Genomic DNA, 19,948 nt, shown 5'->3' on the forward strand with positions numbered 1-19,948 from the left:
CACATGTAGGAGACCTCATGCATAACAGGGAAAACATTGAAAATCTGCTCAACAAGAGCGGAAACGTCGTTGGCTCGGACGGCAGCAAGATCGGTTCGATCGGCCAGCTCTACGCTGACGATGAGACCGGTGAGCCCACGTGGGTAACGGTTAAGACCGGACTCTTCGGGACGTCGCAGTCCTTCGTCCCCGTTGACGGGGCGCGGGTGGATGGCGACGATTTGGTGGTGCCTTACACCAAGGACCATGTCAAGGATGCTCCGCGAGTGGATACGGACGGACACCTCGAACCCGAGGAGGAGGACCGCCTGTACACCCACTACGAAAAGGGCGCCCGGACCTACTCCGAAGCCCGTGGCGACGCCGAGCTTCGGGACAGCGACTACCGTGGCGACGCCGACCTCAATGCTGGCGCGGCGGCCGGCAGAGGAACCACAGCGGGAGCAGTGGGTCACGACACCTCAGGGCCCACAACGGATGACGCCATGACGCGCTCCGAGGAACGCCTTAATGTTGGTACCGAGAAGCAGGCCACTGGGCGGGTCCGGCTGCGGAAATACGTCACCACCGAAAACGTCACCAAGACGGTTCCGGTGCAGCGCGAGGAAGTGCGGCTGGAGCGTGAGCCGATCACGGAGCAGAACCGTGGCGCGGCGATGAGCGGTCCTGACCTCAGCGATGAAGAACACGAAGTGGTCCTTCATGAGGAGCGCCCGGTGGTGGAGAAGGAAACCGTTCCCGTTGAGCGAGTCCGCCTGAACAAGGACACCGTAACGGAGGACGCCACCGTGAACGAGGAAGTCCGCAAGGAACACGTCGAAACGGACGGCATCGACGACAGCCGCCGCTAGACACAAGATCGAACGGGGCGGCCCCCTTAAATTGAGGTCCTCTCCACGAAATGACGCCGGAAGCCAACTTGGGGGCTTCCGGCGTCATTCGTTTATGACCTTGCCGGCGGGCCAGCTGTATTCACGGCCCGGAGTCCGGTGCCGGACCCCTAACTCGGGGGCCCAGGATTTCCCGGGCGATCCGCTGGGCTTCGAGCTCTTCGGGGGAGACCGTGCTTCCGCGAAGATGACCGGAGTTTGCGATGGCCCGGCGGAGTTCCACCTCCGTCCTGGCGGTGTTCACTCCGTAGTGGGCCATGGCGTGGCAATTGGCGCAGAGCGGGACCAGATCAGTGAGCGGGTCCAGCTGGTAGTTGGTGCCGAGCTGCGAGGCGGGCACCGTGTGGTGGACGTCGATGAATTCAGCACCGATCTCCCCGTACATCACCTCGAAGGAGAATCCGCAGACCGCGCAGTTGTTCCCGCGGTGCGCTATGCAGGCCCGCCGCGCCTCGGGGTCGCGTTCGTACCGGTTCACTGCAACGCGGACGACGGCGCTCCCGGGGTAAGTGCCGGGTGCTGGCTGGGTGGGGTCTGGTCCTTGGCCCGGTCCGAAGCGGGCCCAGAGATCCCGGATGTTGAGCTCATCGCCTGGCCCGGGCTCGGCGTATTCGGCCCCGGTGTTGTGCCACGCGAAGCCAGGCACCGCCTCGGTGAGAACCTCGGCGGGCACCTGGTCGCCCAACGGCAGGAGCGCATCGAATGCCACGAGCTGCTGCTCAGCGTCGCTGCGGGCAACCACGCCGTGGCCGGCAAGTCCCCGGATGTTGGATCCTTCCAGGACGAGCCAGACGTCGGTACCTACATCAGCGCCACCGGGGACGGTCCAAGGGTGCACGGACAAGCCTCTGGAGGCCACTTCTTCGACCGCCGCCGCGTAGCTGCGGCCCTGCCACGGGTCGCGGGCCGGCCAGGGTTCGCGGAGTGCGGGGCCGGCGTTCGGGCGGTCCTGCTCAGTGCGGTCCGGGTTCCAGCCGAGAATGATGGCGGTCATGGGCCAATTGTTGCATTGCGGGTTGGCGGTTTAGTCCGCAGCCTCTGCGTGCGGCTGACGGCACAAAGAAGCCGGTGCAGCCGTTCGCGGGGACCGCGGCAACTGCACCGGCGAGTAGGACGAATATTCAGAATTTACGGATCATTCCTCATGCGCGGCTCCTATGTCCCGGTTTGTCTTTCCGGGCTACGCCCTGTCCCCGGTCCTGATGCGGGCCAGAAGCCAGCCGCAGGCGATCATCGCTACGCCCAGCACCAGGTGGGTCCAGTTGTCCGTCATGTTCAGCGACAGGAAATTGGCCGCCGACCCAACACCGACAATGAGCCCGAAAATGCTGAGGATGATGTACAGCGCACCGGCGCCCATAAGGAAATTACGCGCACCGTGTTCGGTCCGGGACATCGCCCAGCCCGTGGCGCCGATGGCCAGCTGCACAATATTGAGCAGCATGGACACCTGGAACACACCAAGGAACATAGCGTGGGAATCAGGCCCAAGGAACATCAATTCGCCGTACCGGGTGGTGATGCCGGGGATAAAGCCCAGGACACCCACCGCCAACATGAGAATACCTACACCCATGCCGACATTCTGGACGTCTGCGCGCCCGAAATGAACGCCGTGTGCATGTGGGGATGCGGTAGTCATTTTTCTGCCTCCAACCACTGATTGCGGACATACCAATTTTACGGCGCGCCTGTGGAAAAAGAGCCGGCCCGCACAAGGCCCCCGGGACTCAGTGAACGCCCGGCGGCGGCGCCCGCACCGGCGGCGCCGGCCCCGCCGTCGTCGGCTGCTCAGGGTTCTGCTGCCGCTGCCGCTCCGGCCGGCCCTGCAGCTGGCACTGCCGGCGGCCATGGTGTGCGCCCAAGTGCGTGCCGGGCACGGATTCATGATCAGCGCCACGGGGCTACGAACTCTGGTGAGGTGCGTCTCCTCGCCGAATGAGCCTGTCGCAGACCGGCTGGCGGGCCCGGCCGTGACACCATGGGACACGATGAAACTGCGCGCTGATCAGACCGGAGACCGTGGCCTTCCCATGCCCTTATGGCTGCAGGGCGCCCTCGAGACGGCGCAGGCGGCCATCATTTCTGCGCTTCTGGTGCTCGTTCCCATCGTCGCTGTCTGGGCGACGGGCGGCTTCCGGAACACCGCATTCGACGCACTGGCCCGGCTCGCCGGCCAGGCGTGGCTGCTGGTTCACGGCGTCCCGCTGGGACTGGCCGACGTCGGAACCGGGGCCGCCGGCAGGGCGAGCTCGGGCCTGCTGACCCTGATTCCGCTGGGGCTCACTCTGATCCCGTTCCTGCTCGCCTGGCGGGCCGGGCGGCGGCTGGCCCGCGCCTCTTACACGGACCAGCTTTGGCAGGCGTTGCTCGGTTCCTGGCTGGTCTACTCGGCCTTCGGAGCGGCCACCGGTTTTGTGTGCCGCACGCCGGACGTCGTCATCAACATCTGGGACGCCATGGTGATCCCGCTGATCCCGTTCGCCCTGGGAATGGCCATCGGGGCGCGGCGCGAGGCCGGTTCGTGGAGCCGGCTGATCGGCGTCGACGCCGTGGACTGGATCTCGCGCACCAGCCAGCATTCGCGCTGGGCAGGGTCCTACCTCGGGTCCGCCGCCAGGGCCGGTTTCCTGGCGCTGGTGTCCGCGCTGACGCTCGCCTGCGTGCTCCTGGCCGTTGACGTTTTCATCCACTGGAACCTGGTGCTGGCGGTGTATGAAGCGGTCGACGCCGGCGCGGTAGGAGGTGCGGCGCTCACCATCGCGCAGCTCGGCTACCTGCCGAACCTGGCGGTCTTTGCGCTGGCCTGGATCTCAGGATCCGGTTTCGCCATGGGCGTCGGCTCCCAGGTGGGGCCGCTGGGCACCGCAACCGGGCCGCTGCCCGCCATCCCGGTCTTTGCGGCGATCCCGTCCGGTCCGCTGGACTACGGGTTCGTGGCGCTGGTGGTTCCGGTCCTGGCCGGTGTGCTGGCCGGCTGGTGGTTCCTGCGCGAAGGCGAAAACCACTTCGATGAATGGCTGGCCATCAAAGTGCACGCCCGCTGGTTCACGGCCACCGCATCCACCCTGGCGCTCGGGGTCCTGATCGGCGCCGTGGCGGGCCTGCTGGCGGCGGGGCTGGCCTGGCTGGCCCGCGGCTCTGCGGGACCGGGACGCCTCACCGACGTCGGACCCGACCCCTTGTGGCTGGGACTCTGGCTGGCCGCGGAAGTGGGGATCGGCGTCGTCATCGGTTACGCGGCCGGGCCATGGCTGGAACGCCAGCAGCAGGTGGAAGCGGACGCAGAACTGGTTTCCTAGCTCGCAAATCAGTCCGGGGCCATCCGGTTTCGCAGCCTGTTTTGGGGCTAGTGTTGCAGGGTCGGCAACTGCCGCGAATACCCTCAGGGAGGGTGCATGAACTCCAGCCAATCCAGCTCCGAGCAGTTCGGCCAGCATTTAATCAGCGTCGGAGGTTCAGAGGCTGACGTCAGTGGATCCGCCTACGCAGTCACCGACGACGACACTGTGGAGAGTGTGGCGTCCGGTCTGCGGATTAAACAGCAGCAGCAGGGTACGCCCGCCAGTACACCGTCCATTCTGCATGCCTCTGCGCAGGTCCTGATCAGCAGGCGCGACGAACAGGACCCGCAAACTCACGCCGGAACATCCCAGCCGGGGGAGTACCAGCTGGACATCCACCTCAGCGCGGGCCACAGCATCCGGGAATCCATCCCGGAAAAGGATCTTGAGCAGGCTCAGATCTGGGCGAAAGGGCGCATTGAGGCTGAGGGGGCCGACTTCGGTGCCATCTACTTCCCTGCCGGCGGCAGCGACGAACCCGGCACTGGAGCGCTTGAGTGCCGTTACGACCGCGCGGTGGGCTGGTACCGGTAGCCCCGGGGCCCGTGCGTTGGAGCCCCTAGCGGAGCCCGGGCAGTGACTGTTCCAGCTGGACGCGGCAGTTGGACTGGGCCTGATCCGTCAGGGCTTGCCGCTGGCAGGCCTGGAATTCCTGGATCTGGCTGAAGAACACCGCCGAAGCCAGGATAACCAGCAGCATGATCAGGGAAACCCCCAAGCCCGCGATGGTGCCCAAAAGCATCAGCTTGGACTCTTTCAGCTTCGCTGCACGGACCAGCAACATGATGCCCAGGACAAAGCTTGCCGCGGTCAGGATGCCGGTGAGCCAGAGATAACTGACGTCCAGCTGGTAGACGAAAAAGGCGCCGAGCACCGTGAGAATGAAGATCCGGAACAGGTTGCGGGTCTTGCTGAGCGAGGTCTTGGCGGCCTCGCTGAGCTGCGGTTTAGTCCGCTGCTGGCCAGCTGGTTCCGGGGGAGTAGTCATGGATTCCAGCCTACGCGAGCCTGCCCATAAGCTAGACCCATGCGCATCGTAGTCCTCGTTTCCGGTACCGGCTCCAACCTCCAGGCGGTCATCGACGCCGTGAAGTCAGGGGAGCTGGCCGTGGAGATCGCGGCGGTGGGTGCCGACCGCGAGGGAACCTACGGCGTCGAGCGTTCCTCCGAAGCCGGGCTGGAGACGTTCGTGGTCAACTTCAACTCCTTCCCCACGCGCGATGAATGGGACGCCGCGCTGACCGCGAAAGTAGCCTCCTACGCCCCGGATGTGGTGGTCTCCTCCGGGTTCATGCGCATAGTGAGCGCGGACTTCATCGATGCCTTCAACGGCAAGTACCTCAACACCCACCCTGCCCTGCTCCCGGCTTTCCCCGGCGCTCACGGCGTCCGAGACGCCATGGCCTACGGCGTGAAGGTCACAGGCTGCACGGTGCACTGGGCCGACGCCGGTGTGGACACGGGCCCCATCATCGCGCAGGAAGCCGTCACCATTGAGCCGGGGGACAGCGAGGACTCCCTGCACGAGCGCATCAAGGTGGTGGAGCGCCGGCTCTTGGTCCAGACCCTGGCATCCCTCGCCGCCGCCTGTTCCCTCTTTCCCAACTAAGTAGCAGCAGATGTCGGTTTGAGGCCCCAAACCGACATCTGCTGCTACTTAGTTGGGCCTGCATCAGCATCCCTGTGGATAACTTCCGCGGCGCTGCGCAAATTTTGTCACGATGGCCTCATGAAGACTCCGCAGCCAATACCGGAACCGCTTGGCTCTGGGGCGTTCACCTTTCAGGAAGCGGCCGACGCCGGCGTAACAGTTGGGCGGTTGCGGCACCGTTCGCTGGTCTCACCGAGTCGAGGAATGAGGCAGCCCCTGGACCGGACGCCGCCCAAGCTGTCCTCGGTGGTCCGGCCGCTGACCTTGATAACGGAATTCTCGGCGGCTTCCCACGCGACGGCCTTCACGTTGTGGTCCTTTCCGGGGTTTCTCCCCGGCTCGGACGATCCCATCACGCATATTTCCAGGCCGGATACCACGGCCATTCCTCGTCGCGCCGGAGTTAGGGGTCATCGCGGGCAGTTCTTCGACGACGAAATCACCACCTTGTGCGGCCTCTTCATCACAACCCGGACGCGCACATGGCTGGACTGCGCCAGGAAGATGAGCGTTGACGAACTGACTGTGGTTGCGGATCACCTCTTAAGAATTCCGAGGCCTGAGTTCGAGGGTCGGGCGGAACCTTACGCAACCCCGGACGATCTGGCCGACATGCTGGACCGGCACAAAGGAACTCCAGGAATCCGGAAGGCCCGCGTTGCGCTGGAGCAGGCGCGTGTCGGGTCCGATTCCGCTCCAGAAACCAAACTGAGGCTGGCACTCGAGTACGCCGGACTGCCCGAACCGGAACTGAACGTCCCCACGGAACTGGGCGCCGGCGTCGTTCGTCAACCGGATCTTGCCTACCCGGAGCAACGCGTGGCGGTTGAGTACGAGGGCGAAGGCCATTCGGAGGTTGCGCAGATCGTCAAGGACATTGCCCGCGAGGAGGATTTCGCGCGGGCGGGCTGGTTGCTGGTCAGAATTTCCAAGCGTCATATGCAGAACGACGCGCGGCGCGCCGTTGCCAAGGTCCGCACGGCGCTGCTAAACCGCGGCTGGTCGCCCAACTAAGTAGCAGCAGATGTCGGTTTGAAGCCTCAGAACGACATCTGCTGCTACTTAGTTGGGGGGGAGGCGGAGGGAGGGGGAGTGGGGAGGAGACGGGGAGGCACTTACTCGAGGCGGCGCAGCCTGGTTTCGGGGGAGAAGAACGCCATCCACAGCACCGCCAGCATGACCAGGCCGCCGGCCAGGGCGAAAGACGTGGCCAGGCCGAGCTCCGGCCAGAAGTAGTTGGCGAAAATGAGCGGCCCGAAGCCTGCGCCCAGCCGGGAGAAGGTGGATGCCCAGCCAAAGCCCGTGCCGCGCAGCTCGGTGGGGTACAGCTCGGACACATAGGCGTAGAGCACCGGTATGGCCACCTGGACCATAAAGCCGAACACCAGCAGCCAGAAGATGGCGGCGGAAGGTATGTCCACCACGAACGCCACGATCACCAGGGTCAGCGCGGAGAGCGGGCCCGTGATGGCCAGAATCCATTTGCGGCCCACGCGTTCCACCAGCAGGGCAGCCACCACCACGCCCAGCAGGCCCACAGCCGACATGGACGCCGTGGTCACAAAGGCCTTGTACTCGGCGAAACCGGCACCGATCAGGATCCTCGGCATCCACGTCAGGGACAGGTAATAGACCAGCAGGATGCTAAAGAACAAGGCCCACGCGGTCGTCGTAATCTTCCAGTTGAACTGCCACACCAGGCGCAGCTGATGCCACGCGCTGCCGGCGGACAGCCTCGGAACGTCCTGCGCGTCGGGCAGGCTGTAGGCGCGGGGTTCGGCACCGGTGGCTGCCACGAGATCGTCAATGACCTGGGCGGCTTCCTCCCGGCGGCCCTTCCGGATCAGGAACAGCGGAGACTCCGGCACGCTGCGCCGGATCCAGAACACCAGGAGCGCCGGCAGCACCATCACCAGCATGGTGAGCCGCCAGTCCCCGAAGATGCCCACCACCGCAGCGGAGACAAACCCGGCCAGGGCAGCCCCCACGGGCCACCAGCCGTCCATCGCGGTGAGCACCTTGCCACGTTGCTTCCGGGGCGTGAACTCCCCAACCAGCGCGTAGTCCACCGGAATGCAGCCGCCCAAACCGAAGCCGGCCATAAAGCGGAACACACAGAACCAGATGAAGTCAGGGGAGAAGGCACCGAGCACGGTGAACAGCGAGAAGATCAGCAGCGTTGCCGTGAACGCCTTCTTCCGCCCGATGGTGTCCGCGATGGTTCCCCACACAAAGGCGCCCAGCGCCATGCCGATCAGGTTGGCCGTACCCACCCAGGCGACTTCACCGGCTGCCAGGGCCCAATGGGTGGAGAGCAGCGGGATGAGGATGCCGTTCAGCGTCACATCCCAGGCATCGAACATAAAGCCGAGGCCGCCGATCACGAAGATCCGGCCCTGGACCTTCCAGCGCCACGGCAGTTCCTGGACCACCTGTTCGCCGCTGGGCACAGTGGTGTAAATATTCATCGCAGCCTCCTGCCTAAAGCTTAGAGGCACGCGAAGTCGAGGGGGCCGCTCTCCGTCCGTTCGCGCGCGTCCGGGGCCCGCGCAGGGCCGCACCGCAAACGGAGCCAAGGAACAACGCGATAAACTGACCCTATCCCCACCACCCGCGGCACACCCGCGGCACTGGTCCGCGACATAAGACGGAGACTTTTGTGAGCTTCACGCAGCCTGAACGTGTATCCATCGACCGGGTTCCCATCCGCCGGGCCCTGATCTCGGTCTACGACAAGACCGGTCTGGAGGAGCTCGCCAAAGGGCTGCACGCAGCAGGGGTGAAGATTGTCTCCACCGGCTCAACCGCCAAGAAGATCGCAGCGGCCGGCATCCCGGTCCAGGAAGTCGAGGAAGTCACCGGCTCCCCGGAAATGCTGGACGGCCGCGTCAAGACCCTGCACCCCCGGGTCCACGGCGGCATCCTGGCAGACCGCCGCGTCCCGGCGCACATGGAAACCCTGACCAAAATGGAGATCGAGACCTTCGACCTCGTGGTGGTCAACCTTTACCCGTTCGTGGAGACGGTCAAGTCCGGCGCCGCGCAGGATGACGTGGTGGAGCAGATCGACATCGGCGGTCCCGCCATGGTGCGTTCGGCAGCGAAGAACCACGCCGCCGTCGCCATTGTGGTTGACCCCGGCTTCTACGGCCAGGTGGTCACCGCAGCGGCTGAGGGCGGCTTTGATTTGAAAACGCGACGCCGGCTGGCCGCCAAGGCGTTCGCCCACACCGCCGCGTACGACAACGCAGTTGCCACCTGGACGGCCAGCCAGTTCAAGGATGAGGACGGCGACGGCATCATCGACTGGCCCGCCTATGCCGGGCTGTCCCTGGAACGCTCCGAGGTCCTCCGTTACGGCGAAAACCCGCACCAGCAGGCCGCGCTGTACGCGGACAAGGCCGCTCCCGCCGGCATCGCCCAGGCCGACCAGCTGCACGGCAAGGCCATGAGCTACAACAACTTCGTCGACGCCGACGCCGCCCTGCGCGCCGCGTTCGACTTCACCGAGCCCGCCGTCGCCATCATCAAGCACGCCAACCCGTGCGGTGTGGCCGTCGGCTCGGCCGATGCCGAAGACCCGATCGCCGACGCCCACGCTAAGGCACACGCATGCGATCCGGTCTCCGCGTTCGGTGGCGTCATCGCCGCCAACAGCACCGTGACCGCCGGCATGGCCCGCACCGTCGCCGGCATCTTCACGGAGGTGGTCATCGCCCCGGCCTTCGAACCCGAAGCCGTGGAAATCCTCTCCAAGAAGAAAAACATCCGCCTGCTGGCCCTGCCCGAGGGCTACGGCCGGTATCCCACAGAGTTCCGCCAGGTCTCCGGCGGCATGCTGGTCCAGGCCACGGACAAGGTGGACGCCGACGGCGACAACCCCGCCAATTGGACCCTCGCCGCCGGTGACGCTGCGGACGACAAGACCCTCGCGGACCTGGCCTTCGCATGGACCGCCTGCCGCGCCGCCAAGTCCAACGCCATCCTGCTCGCGGACAACGGCGCTGCCGTTGGCATCGGCATGGGCCAGGTCAACCGGCTGGACTCCTGCCGCCTTGCAGTGGAGCGGGCCAACACGCTGGGCGTTTCGGTGGAGTCCGACGTCGATGGTGCCGGCGGTGCCACCAACGCCGACGCGAGCGGCGCACCCCGGCGGGCGCGCGGCGCGGTGGCTGCGTCGGACGCGTTCTTCCCGTTCGCCGACGGCCTGCAGATCCTGATCGACGCCGGCGTCCGCGCCGTTGTTCAGCCGGGCGGATCCGTCCGGGACGAGGAAGTCGTCGCGGCGGCCAACGCGGCCGGCATCACCATGTACTTCACGGGTGCCCGCCACTTCTTCCACTAATCCCCACCGGTTCCCTCACCTCGCAAGCTCGGTCAGGGAACCCTGCCGGCGTGGGCCCAGGGTTTGAACGAACGACGGCGCCTGTCCCCTTGTGGGGAGAGGCGCCGTCGGGCGTTAACGCGGGTTCAGGAAGGATCCGGTGCTGGGCTTTCGTCGTCGTCCAGGGGACTTGGAGCGGGTTCCGGGATCCGAAGCTCCCGGGGCTTTGCCTCGGCCATCCGCTCCGGAGTCCAGTACGCGAGGATTTCCTCGTGCGTCTGGACCGATTCGCTGTGGCTGACGGAACCTTCGCCCCACCCCTGGCGAGGTCGGGGCTCCGGGGAAGGCGACTTTTTAGGCTGCCTGGGCAATGTCGTATGTCGCCTTGATGACTTCGCCCCAGTAGGGTGCGTACATCACGTTGCCGTCATTGTAGCCGTAGCTATTGATGGAGTTCTGCAATCCGCTGCTGAGGAACCAAGGGCCGCCGGAGGAACCGCCGGTCATGGTGCACGGGATGCCCTGGGTATTGAACTCAGGGTGTTTGGTGTCGTTCGAACCCGTGCCTTGGCAGCTCCAGAGCTGTTCGCCGTTGTACGGCGCGGAGGCCGGGTAGCCATAAGCGGTGTACTGCAGGCCGCGTTCCACACCAAATGCAACGCCGGAGCCCCCCACAACGTCGGTGAGGAGATCGCCGTCCGCGTTAGGGTCCATCACCGCAAAGCCGGTGTCAAAGGCGATGTCCCCCTTCTGCTGCCATTGTGGTGTGGTGTACAGGGCCTTGGCCGTCCACTTGCCGTAGGGCTCTTTGCCGTTGTCGTATGCCGGAACAAAGGCGAAGTTCGTAACGAACGCGCCAGGGCCTTCGCTGACGCAATGGCCGGCCGTGGCCACAGTGCTTCTGTTCGCAGACGCGACGGCGTTGCCCGAACACACATAGTTGAAACCGCCCATGGTGAAAAAGACCTTGCCGATGTGGTCCACCGGTGGGGCCTCCCGAGCGAACTTGGGGCTGCTGCTGTTGGTTTTGCTTGCCGTGCTGGGCTTGACCTTGGTGTTCGTGCCCTTAGCTACGGCCTCAGTTGGGGTGGCAAGGCGTTTGGAGGCAGCGCCCGCCAGGGCATCACCGGGAATCGCGGCGCGCATTCGGTCCGCCGTCCAGTATTCGGCTGCACCGGTGCTGTCCACCCTGGCGCTGGCAACCACGGGGGCTGTTTTATCCTCCGACGGCGCCGGCGCGGCATTCGCGGTGCCTGCGCCGACCAGCGCCAACATGGCAGCTGCCGAAAGGCTGAGGAGGCTGGCCGCCAGGGACCTGGTACGCGTCATGATTGTCCTGTCTGAACGGGGAGAGAGCGGTCTCAAAGAGCCCGCCCGTGACCAGTAGAACCTACCGATGCAACACGACTTTTGTAAATAGTAGTACCGTCTCGAGTGGTGCGTCACTCTGGTAAAAGCTCAGGTCAAAGGGTACTTTTCTCTTATCAATGACTTGTCCGATCTGGGCTCCGGGCACCGAGCGAAGTTGGGGCCCCATCGTGACTGCATTCTGGAAATCCGCTAAAAGATCCGCAGCAAACGGCCGTCACATGGCCGCCGACGGAGCAGAGGTCGCAGTCCCCGATATGGAGGCCTTCACGGCGGCTCTCCAGTTGCGGGACGTCGACCCTGTCCACACATTCACCGCGACGGAAGAGCTGCGCCGCCAGGACCCCAAGTACGTGCAGCTCTGGCCAAGTGATCTTCCCCACAAACGGCGCTGACTGACGCCTCACCTTCGCCGGCTCCTGCCGGTGGCAATTCACGACGGCGACCCTCCCCGCGCGGGGTTCCGGCCGCCGTCGTGCGCTGCATAGTGCCTCAATCAAGCGGTAATACGCGGGCTCCCGGCCGTCCCTGGTAGGGCTCAAAGCCGTGTCCTCGGGTAAGTTAGGCGTGGTGAAATAGACCAAATTTCCAAACAGCCGACCTCTAGGGAGACGCCCGCGCATGTCCAAGATTATCTATACCCACACCGACGAAGCGCCGATGCTGGCTACTTATTCGTTCTTGCCGATCATCGAGGCATTTGCTTCGACTGCAGGTGTGGAGGTGGAGACCCGTGACATTTCGCTCGCAGGCCGCATCATCTCCGTGTTCGGTGACTACCTCACCCCGGAGCAGCAGACCGGTGACGCCCTTGCTGAACTCGGTGAACTGGCGAAGACGCCGGAAGCCAACATCATCAAGCTCCCCAACATCAGTGCATCCATCCCGCAGCTCAAGGCCGCGATCGCCGAGCTCCAGGGCCAGGGCTACAACCTGCCGGACTACCCGGACAACCCGTCCTCCGACGAGGAGACGGCCATCCGCTCGCGCTACGACAAGATCAAGGGCTCCGCCGTGAACCCGGTCCTGCGTGAAGGCAACTCGGACCGCCGTGCGCCGCTGTCCGTGAAGAACTACGCCCGGCAGAACCCGCACTCCATGGGTGCCTGGTCCGCTGACTCCAAAACCAACGTGGCCACCATGAGCAAGGACGACTTCCGCTCCAACGAGAAGTCCGTGGTCATCGAAGCTGACGGCACCATCGCCATCCAGCTGGTCCGCGAAGACGGCTCGGTCAAGGTCCTGAAGAAGGCTTTCCCGGTCCTGGCCGGCGAAGTCATCGATGGCACCGTGATGCGCGCAGCCGAGCTCGACGAGTTCCTGGCAGCCCAGGTTGCCCGCGCCAAGCAAGAAGGCGTCCTGTTCTCCGCCCACTTGAAGGCCACCATGATGAAGGTCTCGGACCCCATCATCTTCGGGCACGTGGTGAAGGCGTACTTCTCCGAACTCTTTGAGACCTACGGCAAGCAGCTCGCCGCCGCGGGTATTAGTGCCAACAACGGCCTCGCTGCGATCCTGAGCAGCCTTGAGGACCTGCCGGAGAACGTGCGCGAAGGCGTCCAGGCACTTATCAAGAAGGGTCTCGACGAAGGCCCTGCCCTGGCCATGGTGGACTCGGACAAGGGCATCACCAGCCTGAACGTGCCCTCCGACATCATTGTGGACGCGTCCATGCCGGCCATGATCCGCTCCTCCGGCCACATGTGGGGCCCGGACGGCAAGGAAGCCGACACGCTGGCAGTCCTCCCGGACAGCTCCTACGCCGGTATTTACCAGGTTGTGGTGGATGACTGCCGTGCCAACGGCGCGTTCGATCCCACCACCATGGGCACCGTCCCGAACGTCGGCCTCATGGCCCAGGCGGCCGAGGAATACGGCAGCCACGACAAGACGTTCGAAATCCAGGAAGCCGGCAAGGTTCAGATCGTTGACGGCTCCGGCAACGTGCTGATCGAACACGATGTTGCCCCCGGTGACATCTGGCGCGCCTGCCAGACCAAGGACGCCCCCATCCGCGACTGGGTCAAGCTTGCCGTGACCCGTGCGCGTGCGTCCAAGACACCCGCAGTGTTCTGGCTTGATGAGACCCGCGCTCACGATGCCAACCTCATTGCCAAGGTCAACGAATACCTTAAGGACCACGACACTGACGGCCTGCAGATCGAGATCATGTCCCCGGAGAAGGCCACCGCCTTCACGCTGGAGCGCATCCGCAAGGGTGAGGACACCATCTCCGTCTCCGGCAACGTGCTTCGTGACTACCTGACGGACCTCTTCCCCATCCTGGAACTCGGAACCAGCGCCAAGATGCTCTCCGTGGTTCCGCTGATGAATGGCGGCGGACTCTTCGAGACCGGCGCCGGCGGATCCGCCCCGAAGCACGTCCAGCAGCTGCTCAAGGAAAACCACCTCCGCTGGGACAGCCTGGGCGAGTTCCTGGCCCTGGCAGTGAGCTTCGAGCACCTGGCCACCACCACGGACAACGCCCGCGCGCAGGTCCTGGCCGACACCCTGGACAAGGCAACCGGCACTTTCCTGCTGGAAAACAAGTCCCCGAGCCGCCGCGCAGGCGAGCTGGACAACCGCGGCAGCCACTACTTCCTGGCACGCTACTGGGCCGAGGAACTGGCCAAGCAGACCGAGGATGCCGAGCTCGCGGCCTCGTTCTCGGCTGTTGCCGGCGAACTGGCATCCAACGAGGAGACGATCGTGGGCGAACTCGCCGCGGTGCAGGGCTCATCGGTGGACATCGGCGGCTACTACCGTCCGGACGAGGCCAAGGCCTCGGCTGTGATGCGCCCCTCCGTCACGCTGAACAAGGTCATCGCGACCCTGAACTAAGAGACATCGCCCCTCAGAGGCGTGGAACACAGACGCGGCGCCCCGGGAAACCAGGGCGCCGCGTTTCTTGTTTGTTGGCGTGTGCAGGACCAGGACGGCTGAGTTAGCCGTCCTTGCCCTTACCCTTGCCGTTGTTTCCGCTGTTGCTGTTTTTCGGCGCGGGCACAGGCGCGGGTGCGGGCACAACAGGGGCCGGGGTGGGGGCGTTGCTGGCCTCCTTGGCGGCGGCATCCGCTTCGGCCTGCCGCTGTGCCGCGGCGGCATCCTCAGCAGCCTTGGCGGCGGCTGCGGCCGCTGCCAGTTCTTCGTTGAGGTCGGCGCGTACCGCGGCAGCCGCCGTCGTAATCGAGCGCCGGCGGTCGTCGGACACGGTTCCTTTGCTGGTGGCCGCAGCGAGGTCCGTCTCGAGGGCTTCCAAGGCGTTTAGAGCACCGGTTGGATCATTGCCCGCGGCCGCCTGGCTGACGTTGAGGACGCGTTGCTGGAGTTGCGCCGCGGTGTCCTTCTTCAGGCCCGAGTCCGCAGGACCGCATGCGGCCAAGGACCCTGACAACACAAGGGCTGCAGAGGCTACTGAGACGCAGCGGAAAGCGTTGCGGCCCCAGCCGCCGTTCTGCTCCGTAATCATGGTTCCACGCTTTTCTGAAGTTCCTGGAGATGGTCACCCAAGCTGCCGGTGACGGTGGGGTAGGGGACGACATCGGGCGTTTGCTGTGAGGCGAGGCTGACCGTCAGTGCCGTTGCGGCAGCCACAATGGCGAGAAGCCCCAGGACTATGGCAAGCCAGAATCGCCTTCCCCGGCGGCGCGGGCGAGGGAGCTCAGATTCGGCGGTGACAGCGATGGAGGGCGGCCTGAAAGGCATGGCCGGGAGCACCCGGGTGGTCTCAGGCGCGAGTTCACCAGGAGTGGATGCCGGCGAGACCAACGCCTTACGGAGCACGGTTTCGACGTCGGCAGCTGCGGGACGTTCCAAGGGTTCGATAGCCGTCATGGAGCGGATCAGATCGGCCCACTCGGAAGGGACATCGTCCGGAATGTCGGGCGAGCGGTGCAGCCGTGCCACGGCCGACTCGACAGCGTTACCCGGATACTCCATTGTTTGCTTGATGCACTCCAGCAGGACGAGTCCGAAGGAGTAAATGTCCGTGGCGGGAGACAACGGCGAACCCAATGCCTGCTCCGGGCTCAGGTACGCCGCGGTGCCCACCATGGTTCCGGTGGCGGTGAGCCGTGTTGAGTCCACGATCCTGGCTATGCCGAAGTCCGTCAGCTTGGGCCGCAGGGGCTCGCCCGGACGGATCTGCACCAGGAGAATATTGCCGGGCTTGATGTCGCGGTGGATGACGCCCAGGCTGTGTACGTAGGCCAGGGCATCGGCGATGCCCGCCCCGATCACGGCCAGCTCATCCAAGGGAACAGGGCTGTGCCTGATGCGGCTACGAAGGTCCTGCCCTTCCACCAGTTCCATGGTCAGGAACGGCCTAGGCTCGTCCGGTAGCCGCGTATCAATGCCGGCATCGAACAGGGTGACCAGGCTGGGGTGATTAAGTGTTGCCAGAAGCTGGATTTCGGCTTCCTGGCGTTTAAGTTCGTCTGCGTCCGGTGCCTGTGGAGCGAAGAGTTTCATGGCTACGTCCCGGCCAAGATTGGCGTCATGGGCACAGTAAACGGTGGACATGCCGCCGCGGCCAACCACCTCACCCAAACGGTACCGTCCGCCGACCACTTCATCCCTGATGGAGCTAGGCGATTCCGCCACCATGACCCGTTCCTCCCGGTGCGCTGCGGCACTGTTGTACGCCAAATTATACCGGCCAAACCCAGAAGCTAAGGCTACTGCCCTTTGGCCGTGGCGCACACCGACGGCCCGGTTGGGAAGTTGTAGGGACTTCCCAGCCGGACCCTCGGTAACAAGGATGAGTGCTGGTGATGGGGTTCTGCTGTGGCCCACCTCCTTTCTGACCGCTCGCCTGTAGCGCGAACGGTTGGACGGCGGATGGATCGGTTCGTGTGCTCCAGATTCCTCCGGAGAACTGACCTTAGGAGGTCCGGCGCCGCCTGAGCAGCAGCACGCCGGCTACCAGGAGTATCAGCGCGAGCGGGATCAGCGAGGCGTCCACGCCGGTCTTGGCCAGCGATTTACTGCCGTCCTTGACGGGTGCGGTTGCTGCTGCGGAACCTTCTCCGGTGGTTAGGGCACCGGTGATGGTCCCGGCAGGTAATACGGTGAAGCCTGTAGCGGCAGACCGGGTTGTGGCAGTTGTGTTGGTTGCGGTACCCGGGGTTTCCGCTCCGTCAGCCGGAGTGTCACTGCCGCCCGTCATACCGGTACCCGGATCCGTCGTAGCCGGATCCGTCGTGCCCGGAGTCTCGGCGCTATCCGTGGATCCGCCGATGATCACGGATCCACCGACGCCCACGGCAGCATCATTCAAAAGCCCGGAAGTGTCGAGGCCCAGACCGAGATTAGCTGCGGCATCCAGGCCGCTATCGGCATTGCCGGGCAGGCCGTTGGTCCCGCCGAGGTTGACGTTGACGGCGGCCGCCACGTCGGCGGTGGTGCCGGCGTCGTTCGTGCCGTTGGTGCCGCCCAGGAGGCCGTTGGTTCCGCCGAGGTTGACGTCGGCTGCGGCAGCCACGTCGGCGGTGGTGCCGGCGTTAGTGGTGCTGTTGGTGCTGCCGAGGAGGCCGTTGGYTSCGCCGAGGTTGACGTCGGCTGCGGCAGCCACGTCGGCGGTGGTGCCGGCGTTAGTGGTGCTGTTGGTGCTGCCGAGGAGGCCGTTGGTTCCGCCGAGGTTGACGTCGGCTGCGGCAGCCACGTCGGCGGTAGTGCCAGCGTCAGTGGCGCCGCCCCCGCCGCCGAGGACGCCGTTCCCAAGGCCCAGGTTGACGTCGGCTGCCGCAGCCACGTCGGCGGTGGTGCCGGCGTCGGTCGTGCCGTTGGTGCCGCCCAGGAGGCCGTTGGTTCCGCCGAGGTTGACGTCGGCTGCGGCAGCCACGTCGGCGGTTGTGCCAGCGTCAGTGGCGCCCCCACCGCCGCCAAGGACGCCGTTCCCAAGGCCCAGGTTGACGTCTAGCGCAGCGGCGACATCCGTGGTGTCCGACTGCGTTGAGCCACCCAGCAGGCCCAACGTCGTCGTGTTTGCGGATGTCGCCGCTGAGACCAGTGCGGAGGCCGTAAGGTCCGGTCCGCTCGTTGTGTCCGCGGCGTTGGCCGCGGTGGCGCCGAAGGCCAGGAGCCCGCCGGCAAAGAGGGTGCCAAGCAGCCCTCTGCGTAGATTTGAATGCATGATGGTTGTCTCCTGAGAAGTTGATGTGGGGCGCCGCGTGCAGCGACCCGGTGGCCGTTTTCTGCCATCAAAAGGCAGAAGGGGGCTCAACTAGTCAGGAGAGGAACCGGGGTCGAATGACACCGGCGAGGGTGCATCCTCGGATGCGCCACTGATGGGGCAGTTACCCGCCAATGGAAGGTCCAGATCGAAGTCAGCGAGCCACGCGGCAGCGCCTGATGGGCCCGACGGCGATGCGCCGCCGCCTGCGCCCGAACCAGGAACTGCCGGTGCCGGAACCGGCGTGGGCAACGGGTCTACAGTCAACGGTGCGCCCGTGGCAGCCTGCTGAAGTGATGCGCCGGGTGTTGCTGCGGCGTCGGAACCGGGACGGGCCAGCGATGGTTCTGCAGTATCCGCAGCCTCATCCACGGCAGGTTCCGCCTGCTCAGGGACAGCCGGTGCCGCTTCGCCGGAGTCTGTCTGCGGCGCCGCTGCGTCCGGCACCAATGTCTCCGGCAGGTCGCCCGGAGTATCCAGAACGCTGGGCAGAACAGCAGGCAAAGGAGCCGCGCCCGTTACGAGGCCGGCAGCAGGCTCCACGACTGGTTCCAGAATGGGAGCCGCCTTGACGAGCGCAGGAACAGCAACATCGACAACTCCGGCGGCAACGTCATCGGCCACGGCGGCAACAGGAACGGCCACCGTGGAAACTGCTCCTGAAGGAACGATGCTTTTCACAACCGGGACGGCCGCCACCAACTGATCTGCGGTGCCTGTCAGGCCGCCAACCAAGGGCTGCAGGAGACCTGTGGGAGTGGCCGCCGGCACGGCGGGACTTTCCGCGGCAGCAGGAGCCGCGGGGGAAGCCGAACCAGTCAGCGGAGCCGCCAGCGCCGAAACGGAGGAGGTGACCCCGCCGAGCAGGGAGCCGGAGTCCGTGGAAGTGTCGGCCGTTGCCGCGGATGATGAAAGGGTCAGCCAGGTGGCGGTTACCGCTCCTGCGAGGAAGAGCGGGCGGAGCAGGCGCCATGGCGAACCAACCTTTGCCACGCGTACCACCCCCAGTACGTACCGTTGAGACCGACGATGGCTACAGCCTAAGACCGCTCCCGGCAGCGAGTCTAGGAAAAACGGAAAATAAATCAAGCAAACTTACTATCTGCACGATGCCGCCACTAGTGGGCGTCGTTCGGGTAGCTGACTCCCAGCTGTCCGCGGACACCGTCGAAGAGGCGCATGGTGTTGAGGGAATCTTCCAACGGCATGACCGGACTTTCCGTGACACCCTGCTGGATGCAGCGCGTCACCTCGCGGAGCTCGTACGTGTAGCCGAGGCCGACGACGTCGCACGGCTCGCTGCGCACCTCGCCAAGGCCGATGCCAATCGCCAGTTCCCGCGGGTTGTTGATGGAACCGACGCTCTGCAGGTAGCCCAAACTTCCCGCGACGGTGGCGGTCCGGGGGCCGAACGCCAGGAGCGACGACGTCAGCTGGGCCTGGGCGCCGTGGTTGTAGCCGAGCGTCAACGCATTCTGGGCGTCCACGCCGTCGTCGTTAATGAAACCGGCGGCACTGACGGTCTGGGGGAACCCTAACGTCCCCAAGGCCCACAGCAACGGGTAGACGGAGATGTCCAGGAGCGCACCGCCGCCGTCCTGCCTCGCCCAGAGCCTTGAGGTCCGGGAGTACGGGGCGGGGAAGCCCAAGTCGGCGGTCACCCAGTGCACATCACCCAGTTCTCCGGACGCGGCGATCTCGAAAACCCGCTGCATCCCCGGCAGGAACCGGCTCCAGATGGCCTCCATCAGGAAGAGCTTCCGTTCGCGCGCCACGGCCACAAGCTCGCTGGCTTCGCGTGCATTGATGGTAAAGGCCTTCTCGCACAGGACGTGCTTGCCGGCATTCAGCGCCGCCAGGACGATCTGGTGGTGCTGTGCGTGTGGTGTGGCGACGTAGACAACGTCCACCGCGTCGTCGGCAAGCAAGTGCTGGTAGCCGGAGACGCCGTCGTTGTCCCAGTAGCTCCGGCTGAAACCGTAGGCGGTAGCGAAGCTCTCCGCCGTGTCGCGGCCGCGGGAACTGACCGCGTAAAGCTCGGCATCGGCCAGCAGCGCCAGGTCCCGCGACACGGAACGGGCAATTCCGCCGGTGGCGATGACGCCCCAGCGCAACGGCTTTCCGGTGGCGGACCGCGGGTCCTGATCTGGCTGGCTGGACAACCACGGCGTGGCAATTAGCGCGCTCATGGTGCCCATC

Annotated in this window: 18 protein-coding genes; 8 read left to right on the plus strand and 10 right to left on the minus strand. The window is 65.2% G+C overall.

All coding sequences use genetic code 11. The annotated features are described in order from the left end of the window. Positions 1-17: 17 nt before the first annotated feature. Positions 18-851 carry a DUF2382 domain-containing protein gene (locus tag AB4Y73_RS09895; RefSeq protein ID WP_441871259.1) on the plus strand — a complete coding sequence of 278 codons (834 nt, stop codon included), beginning with the start codon at positions 18-20 and terminating at the stop codon, positions 849-851. Between the two features lie 121 nt (positions 852-972). Here AB4Y73_RS09895 and AB4Y73_RS09900 read toward each other — a convergent pair whose 3' ends face one another. Together AB4Y73_RS09900 and AB4Y73_RS09905 are read right to left on the minus strand one after the other, a co-directional pair. Continuing rightward, on the minus strand, positions 973-1,884 hold the full coding sequence (locus AB4Y73_RS09900) for an HNH endonuclease (protein WP_441871260.1): 912 nt from the start codon (positions 1,882-1,884) through the stop codon (positions 973-975). Positions 1,885-2,070: 186 nt separating this feature from the next. Then, positions 2,071-2,532, minus strand: a complete 462-nt coding sequence (locus tag AB4Y73_RS09905; protein WP_441871261.1) for a DUF4383 domain-containing protein — start codon at positions 2,530-2,532, stop codon at positions 2,071-2,073. A 349-nt stretch (positions 2,533-2,881) separates the two neighbouring features. On the opposite strand from AB4Y73_RS09905, the gene AB4Y73_RS09910 reads away from it, so the two are divergent. Further along, the gene (locus AB4Y73_RS09910) at positions 2,882-4,192 is read left to right on the plus strand and encodes a cell division protein PerM (protein WP_441871417.1); all 1,311 of its coding nucleotides are present in this window, start codon (positions 2,882-2,884) and stop codon (positions 4,190-4,192) included. A gap of 96 nt (positions 4,193-4,288) precedes the next feature. Next, on the plus strand, positions 4,289-4,768 hold the full coding sequence (locus tag AB4Y73_RS09915; protein WP_441871262.1) for a hypothetical protein: 480 nt from the start codon (positions 4,289-4,291) through the stop codon (positions 4,766-4,768). A 25-nt stretch (positions 4,769-4,793) separates the two neighbouring features. On the opposite strand, the gene AB4Y73_RS09920 is transcribed toward AB4Y73_RS09915, so the two are convergent. Further along, positions 4,794-5,222: a hypothetical protein gene (locus AB4Y73_RS09920; protein ID WP_441871263.1), complete on the minus strand. Its 429-nt coding sequence runs from the start codon at positions 5,220-5,222 to the stop codon at positions 4,794-4,796. Between the two features lie 39 nt (positions 5,223-5,261). Here AB4Y73_RS09920 and purN point away from each other — a divergent pair, with 39 nt between their 5' ends. Together purN and AB4Y73_RS09930 are read left to right on the plus strand one after the other, a co-directional pair. Then, complete coding sequence (gene purN, locus AB4Y73_RS09925) at positions 5,262-5,843, plus strand: phosphoribosylglycinamide formyltransferase (protein WP_441871264.1); 582 nt, start codon at positions 5,262-5,264, stop codon at positions 5,841-5,843. Positions 5,844-6,089: 246 nt separating this feature from the next. Further along, positions 6,090-6,899 (plus strand): endonuclease domain-containing protein, encoded by an 810-nt coding sequence (locus AB4Y73_RS09930; protein WP_441871265.1) that lies wholly within the window; start codon positions 6,090-6,092, stop codon positions 6,897-6,899. Between the two features lie 101 nt (positions 6,900-7,000). Here the strand turns inward: AB4Y73_RS09930 and AB4Y73_RS09935 are convergent, their stop codons facing one another. Next, positions 7,001-8,353: an MFS transporter gene (locus AB4Y73_RS09935; protein ID WP_441871266.1), complete on the minus strand. Its 1,353-nt coding sequence runs from the start codon at positions 8,351-8,353 to the stop codon at positions 7,001-7,003. A 191-nt stretch (positions 8,354-8,544) separates the two neighbouring features. On the opposite strand from AB4Y73_RS09935, the gene purH reads away from it, so the two are divergent. Next, positions 8,545-10,230 carry a bifunctional phosphoribosylaminoimidazolecarboxamide formyltransferase/IMP cyclohydrolase gene (gene purH, locus AB4Y73_RS09940; RefSeq protein WP_441871267.1) on the plus strand — a complete coding sequence of 562 codons (1,686 nt, stop codon included), beginning with the start codon at positions 8,545-8,547 and terminating at the stop codon, positions 10,228-10,230. A 333-nt stretch (positions 10,231-10,563) separates the two neighbouring features. On the opposite strand, the gene AB4Y73_RS09945 is transcribed toward purH, so the two are convergent. Next, positions 10,564-11,538 (minus strand): trypsin-like serine peptidase, encoded by a 975-nt coding sequence (locus AB4Y73_RS09945; protein ID WP_441871268.1) that lies wholly within the window; start codon positions 11,536-11,538, stop codon positions 10,564-10,566. 260 nt (positions 11,539-11,798) lie between these two features. On the opposite strand from AB4Y73_RS09945, the gene AB4Y73_RS09950 reads away from it, so the two are divergent. Both AB4Y73_RS09950 and AB4Y73_RS09955 read left to right on the plus strand, forming a co-directional pair. Then, positions 11,799-11,972: a hypothetical protein gene (locus AB4Y73_RS09950; protein WP_441871269.1), complete on the plus strand. Its 174-nt coding sequence runs from the start codon at positions 11,799-11,801 to the stop codon at positions 11,970-11,972. A 226-nt stretch (positions 11,973-12,198) separates the two neighbouring features. Then, positions 12,199-14,418, plus strand: coding sequence for an NADP-dependent isocitrate dehydrogenase (locus tag AB4Y73_RS09955; RefSeq protein WP_441871270.1), 2,220 nt, complete (start codon positions 12,199-12,201; stop codon positions 14,416-14,418). Positions 14,419-14,521: 103 nt separating this feature from the next. Here the strand turns inward: AB4Y73_RS09955 and AB4Y73_RS09960 are convergent, their stop codons facing one another. The 5 genes from AB4Y73_RS09960 to AB4Y73_RS09980 form a co-directional block, all read right to left on the minus strand. Beyond that, the gene (locus tag AB4Y73_RS09960) at positions 14,522-15,046 is read right to left on the minus strand and encodes a hypothetical protein (protein WP_441871271.1); all 525 of its coding nucleotides are present in this window, start codon (positions 15,044-15,046) and stop codon (positions 14,522-14,524) included. After that, the gene (locus AB4Y73_RS09965; protein ID WP_441871272.1) at positions 15,043-16,182 is read right to left on the minus strand and encodes a serine/threonine-protein kinase; all 1,140 of its coding nucleotides are present in this window, start codon (positions 16,180-16,182) and stop codon (positions 15,043-15,045) included. The genes AB4Y73_RS09960 and AB4Y73_RS09965 overlap by 4 nt, the downstream gene beginning before the upstream one ends. A 277-nt stretch (positions 16,183-16,459) precedes the next feature. Beyond that, positions 16,460-17,710, minus strand: coding sequence for a hypothetical protein (locus tag AB4Y73_RS09970; RefSeq protein ID WP_441871273.1), 1,251 nt, complete (start codon positions 17,708-17,710; stop codon positions 16,460-16,462). Positions 17,711-17,800: 90 nt separating this feature from the next. Further along, entirely contained in the window at positions 17,801-18,742 is a 942-nt protein-coding gene (locus tag AB4Y73_RS09975; RefSeq protein WP_441871274.1) for a hypothetical protein, read from the minus strand. Between the two features lie 125 nt (positions 18,743-18,867). Continuing rightward, positions 18,868-19,938, minus strand: a complete 1,071-nt coding sequence (locus AB4Y73_RS09980; RefSeq protein ID WP_441871275.1) for a Gfo/Idh/MocA family protein — start codon at positions 19,936-19,938, stop codon at positions 18,868-18,870. Positions 19,939-19,948 lie beyond the last annotated feature (10 nt).

Origin of the sequence: Pseudarthrobacter sp. TAF60_1, from assembly GCF_052113505.1 — a bacterium.
Lineage (GTDB): Bacteria > Actinomycetota > Actinomycetes > Actinomycetales > Micrococcaceae > Arthrobacter.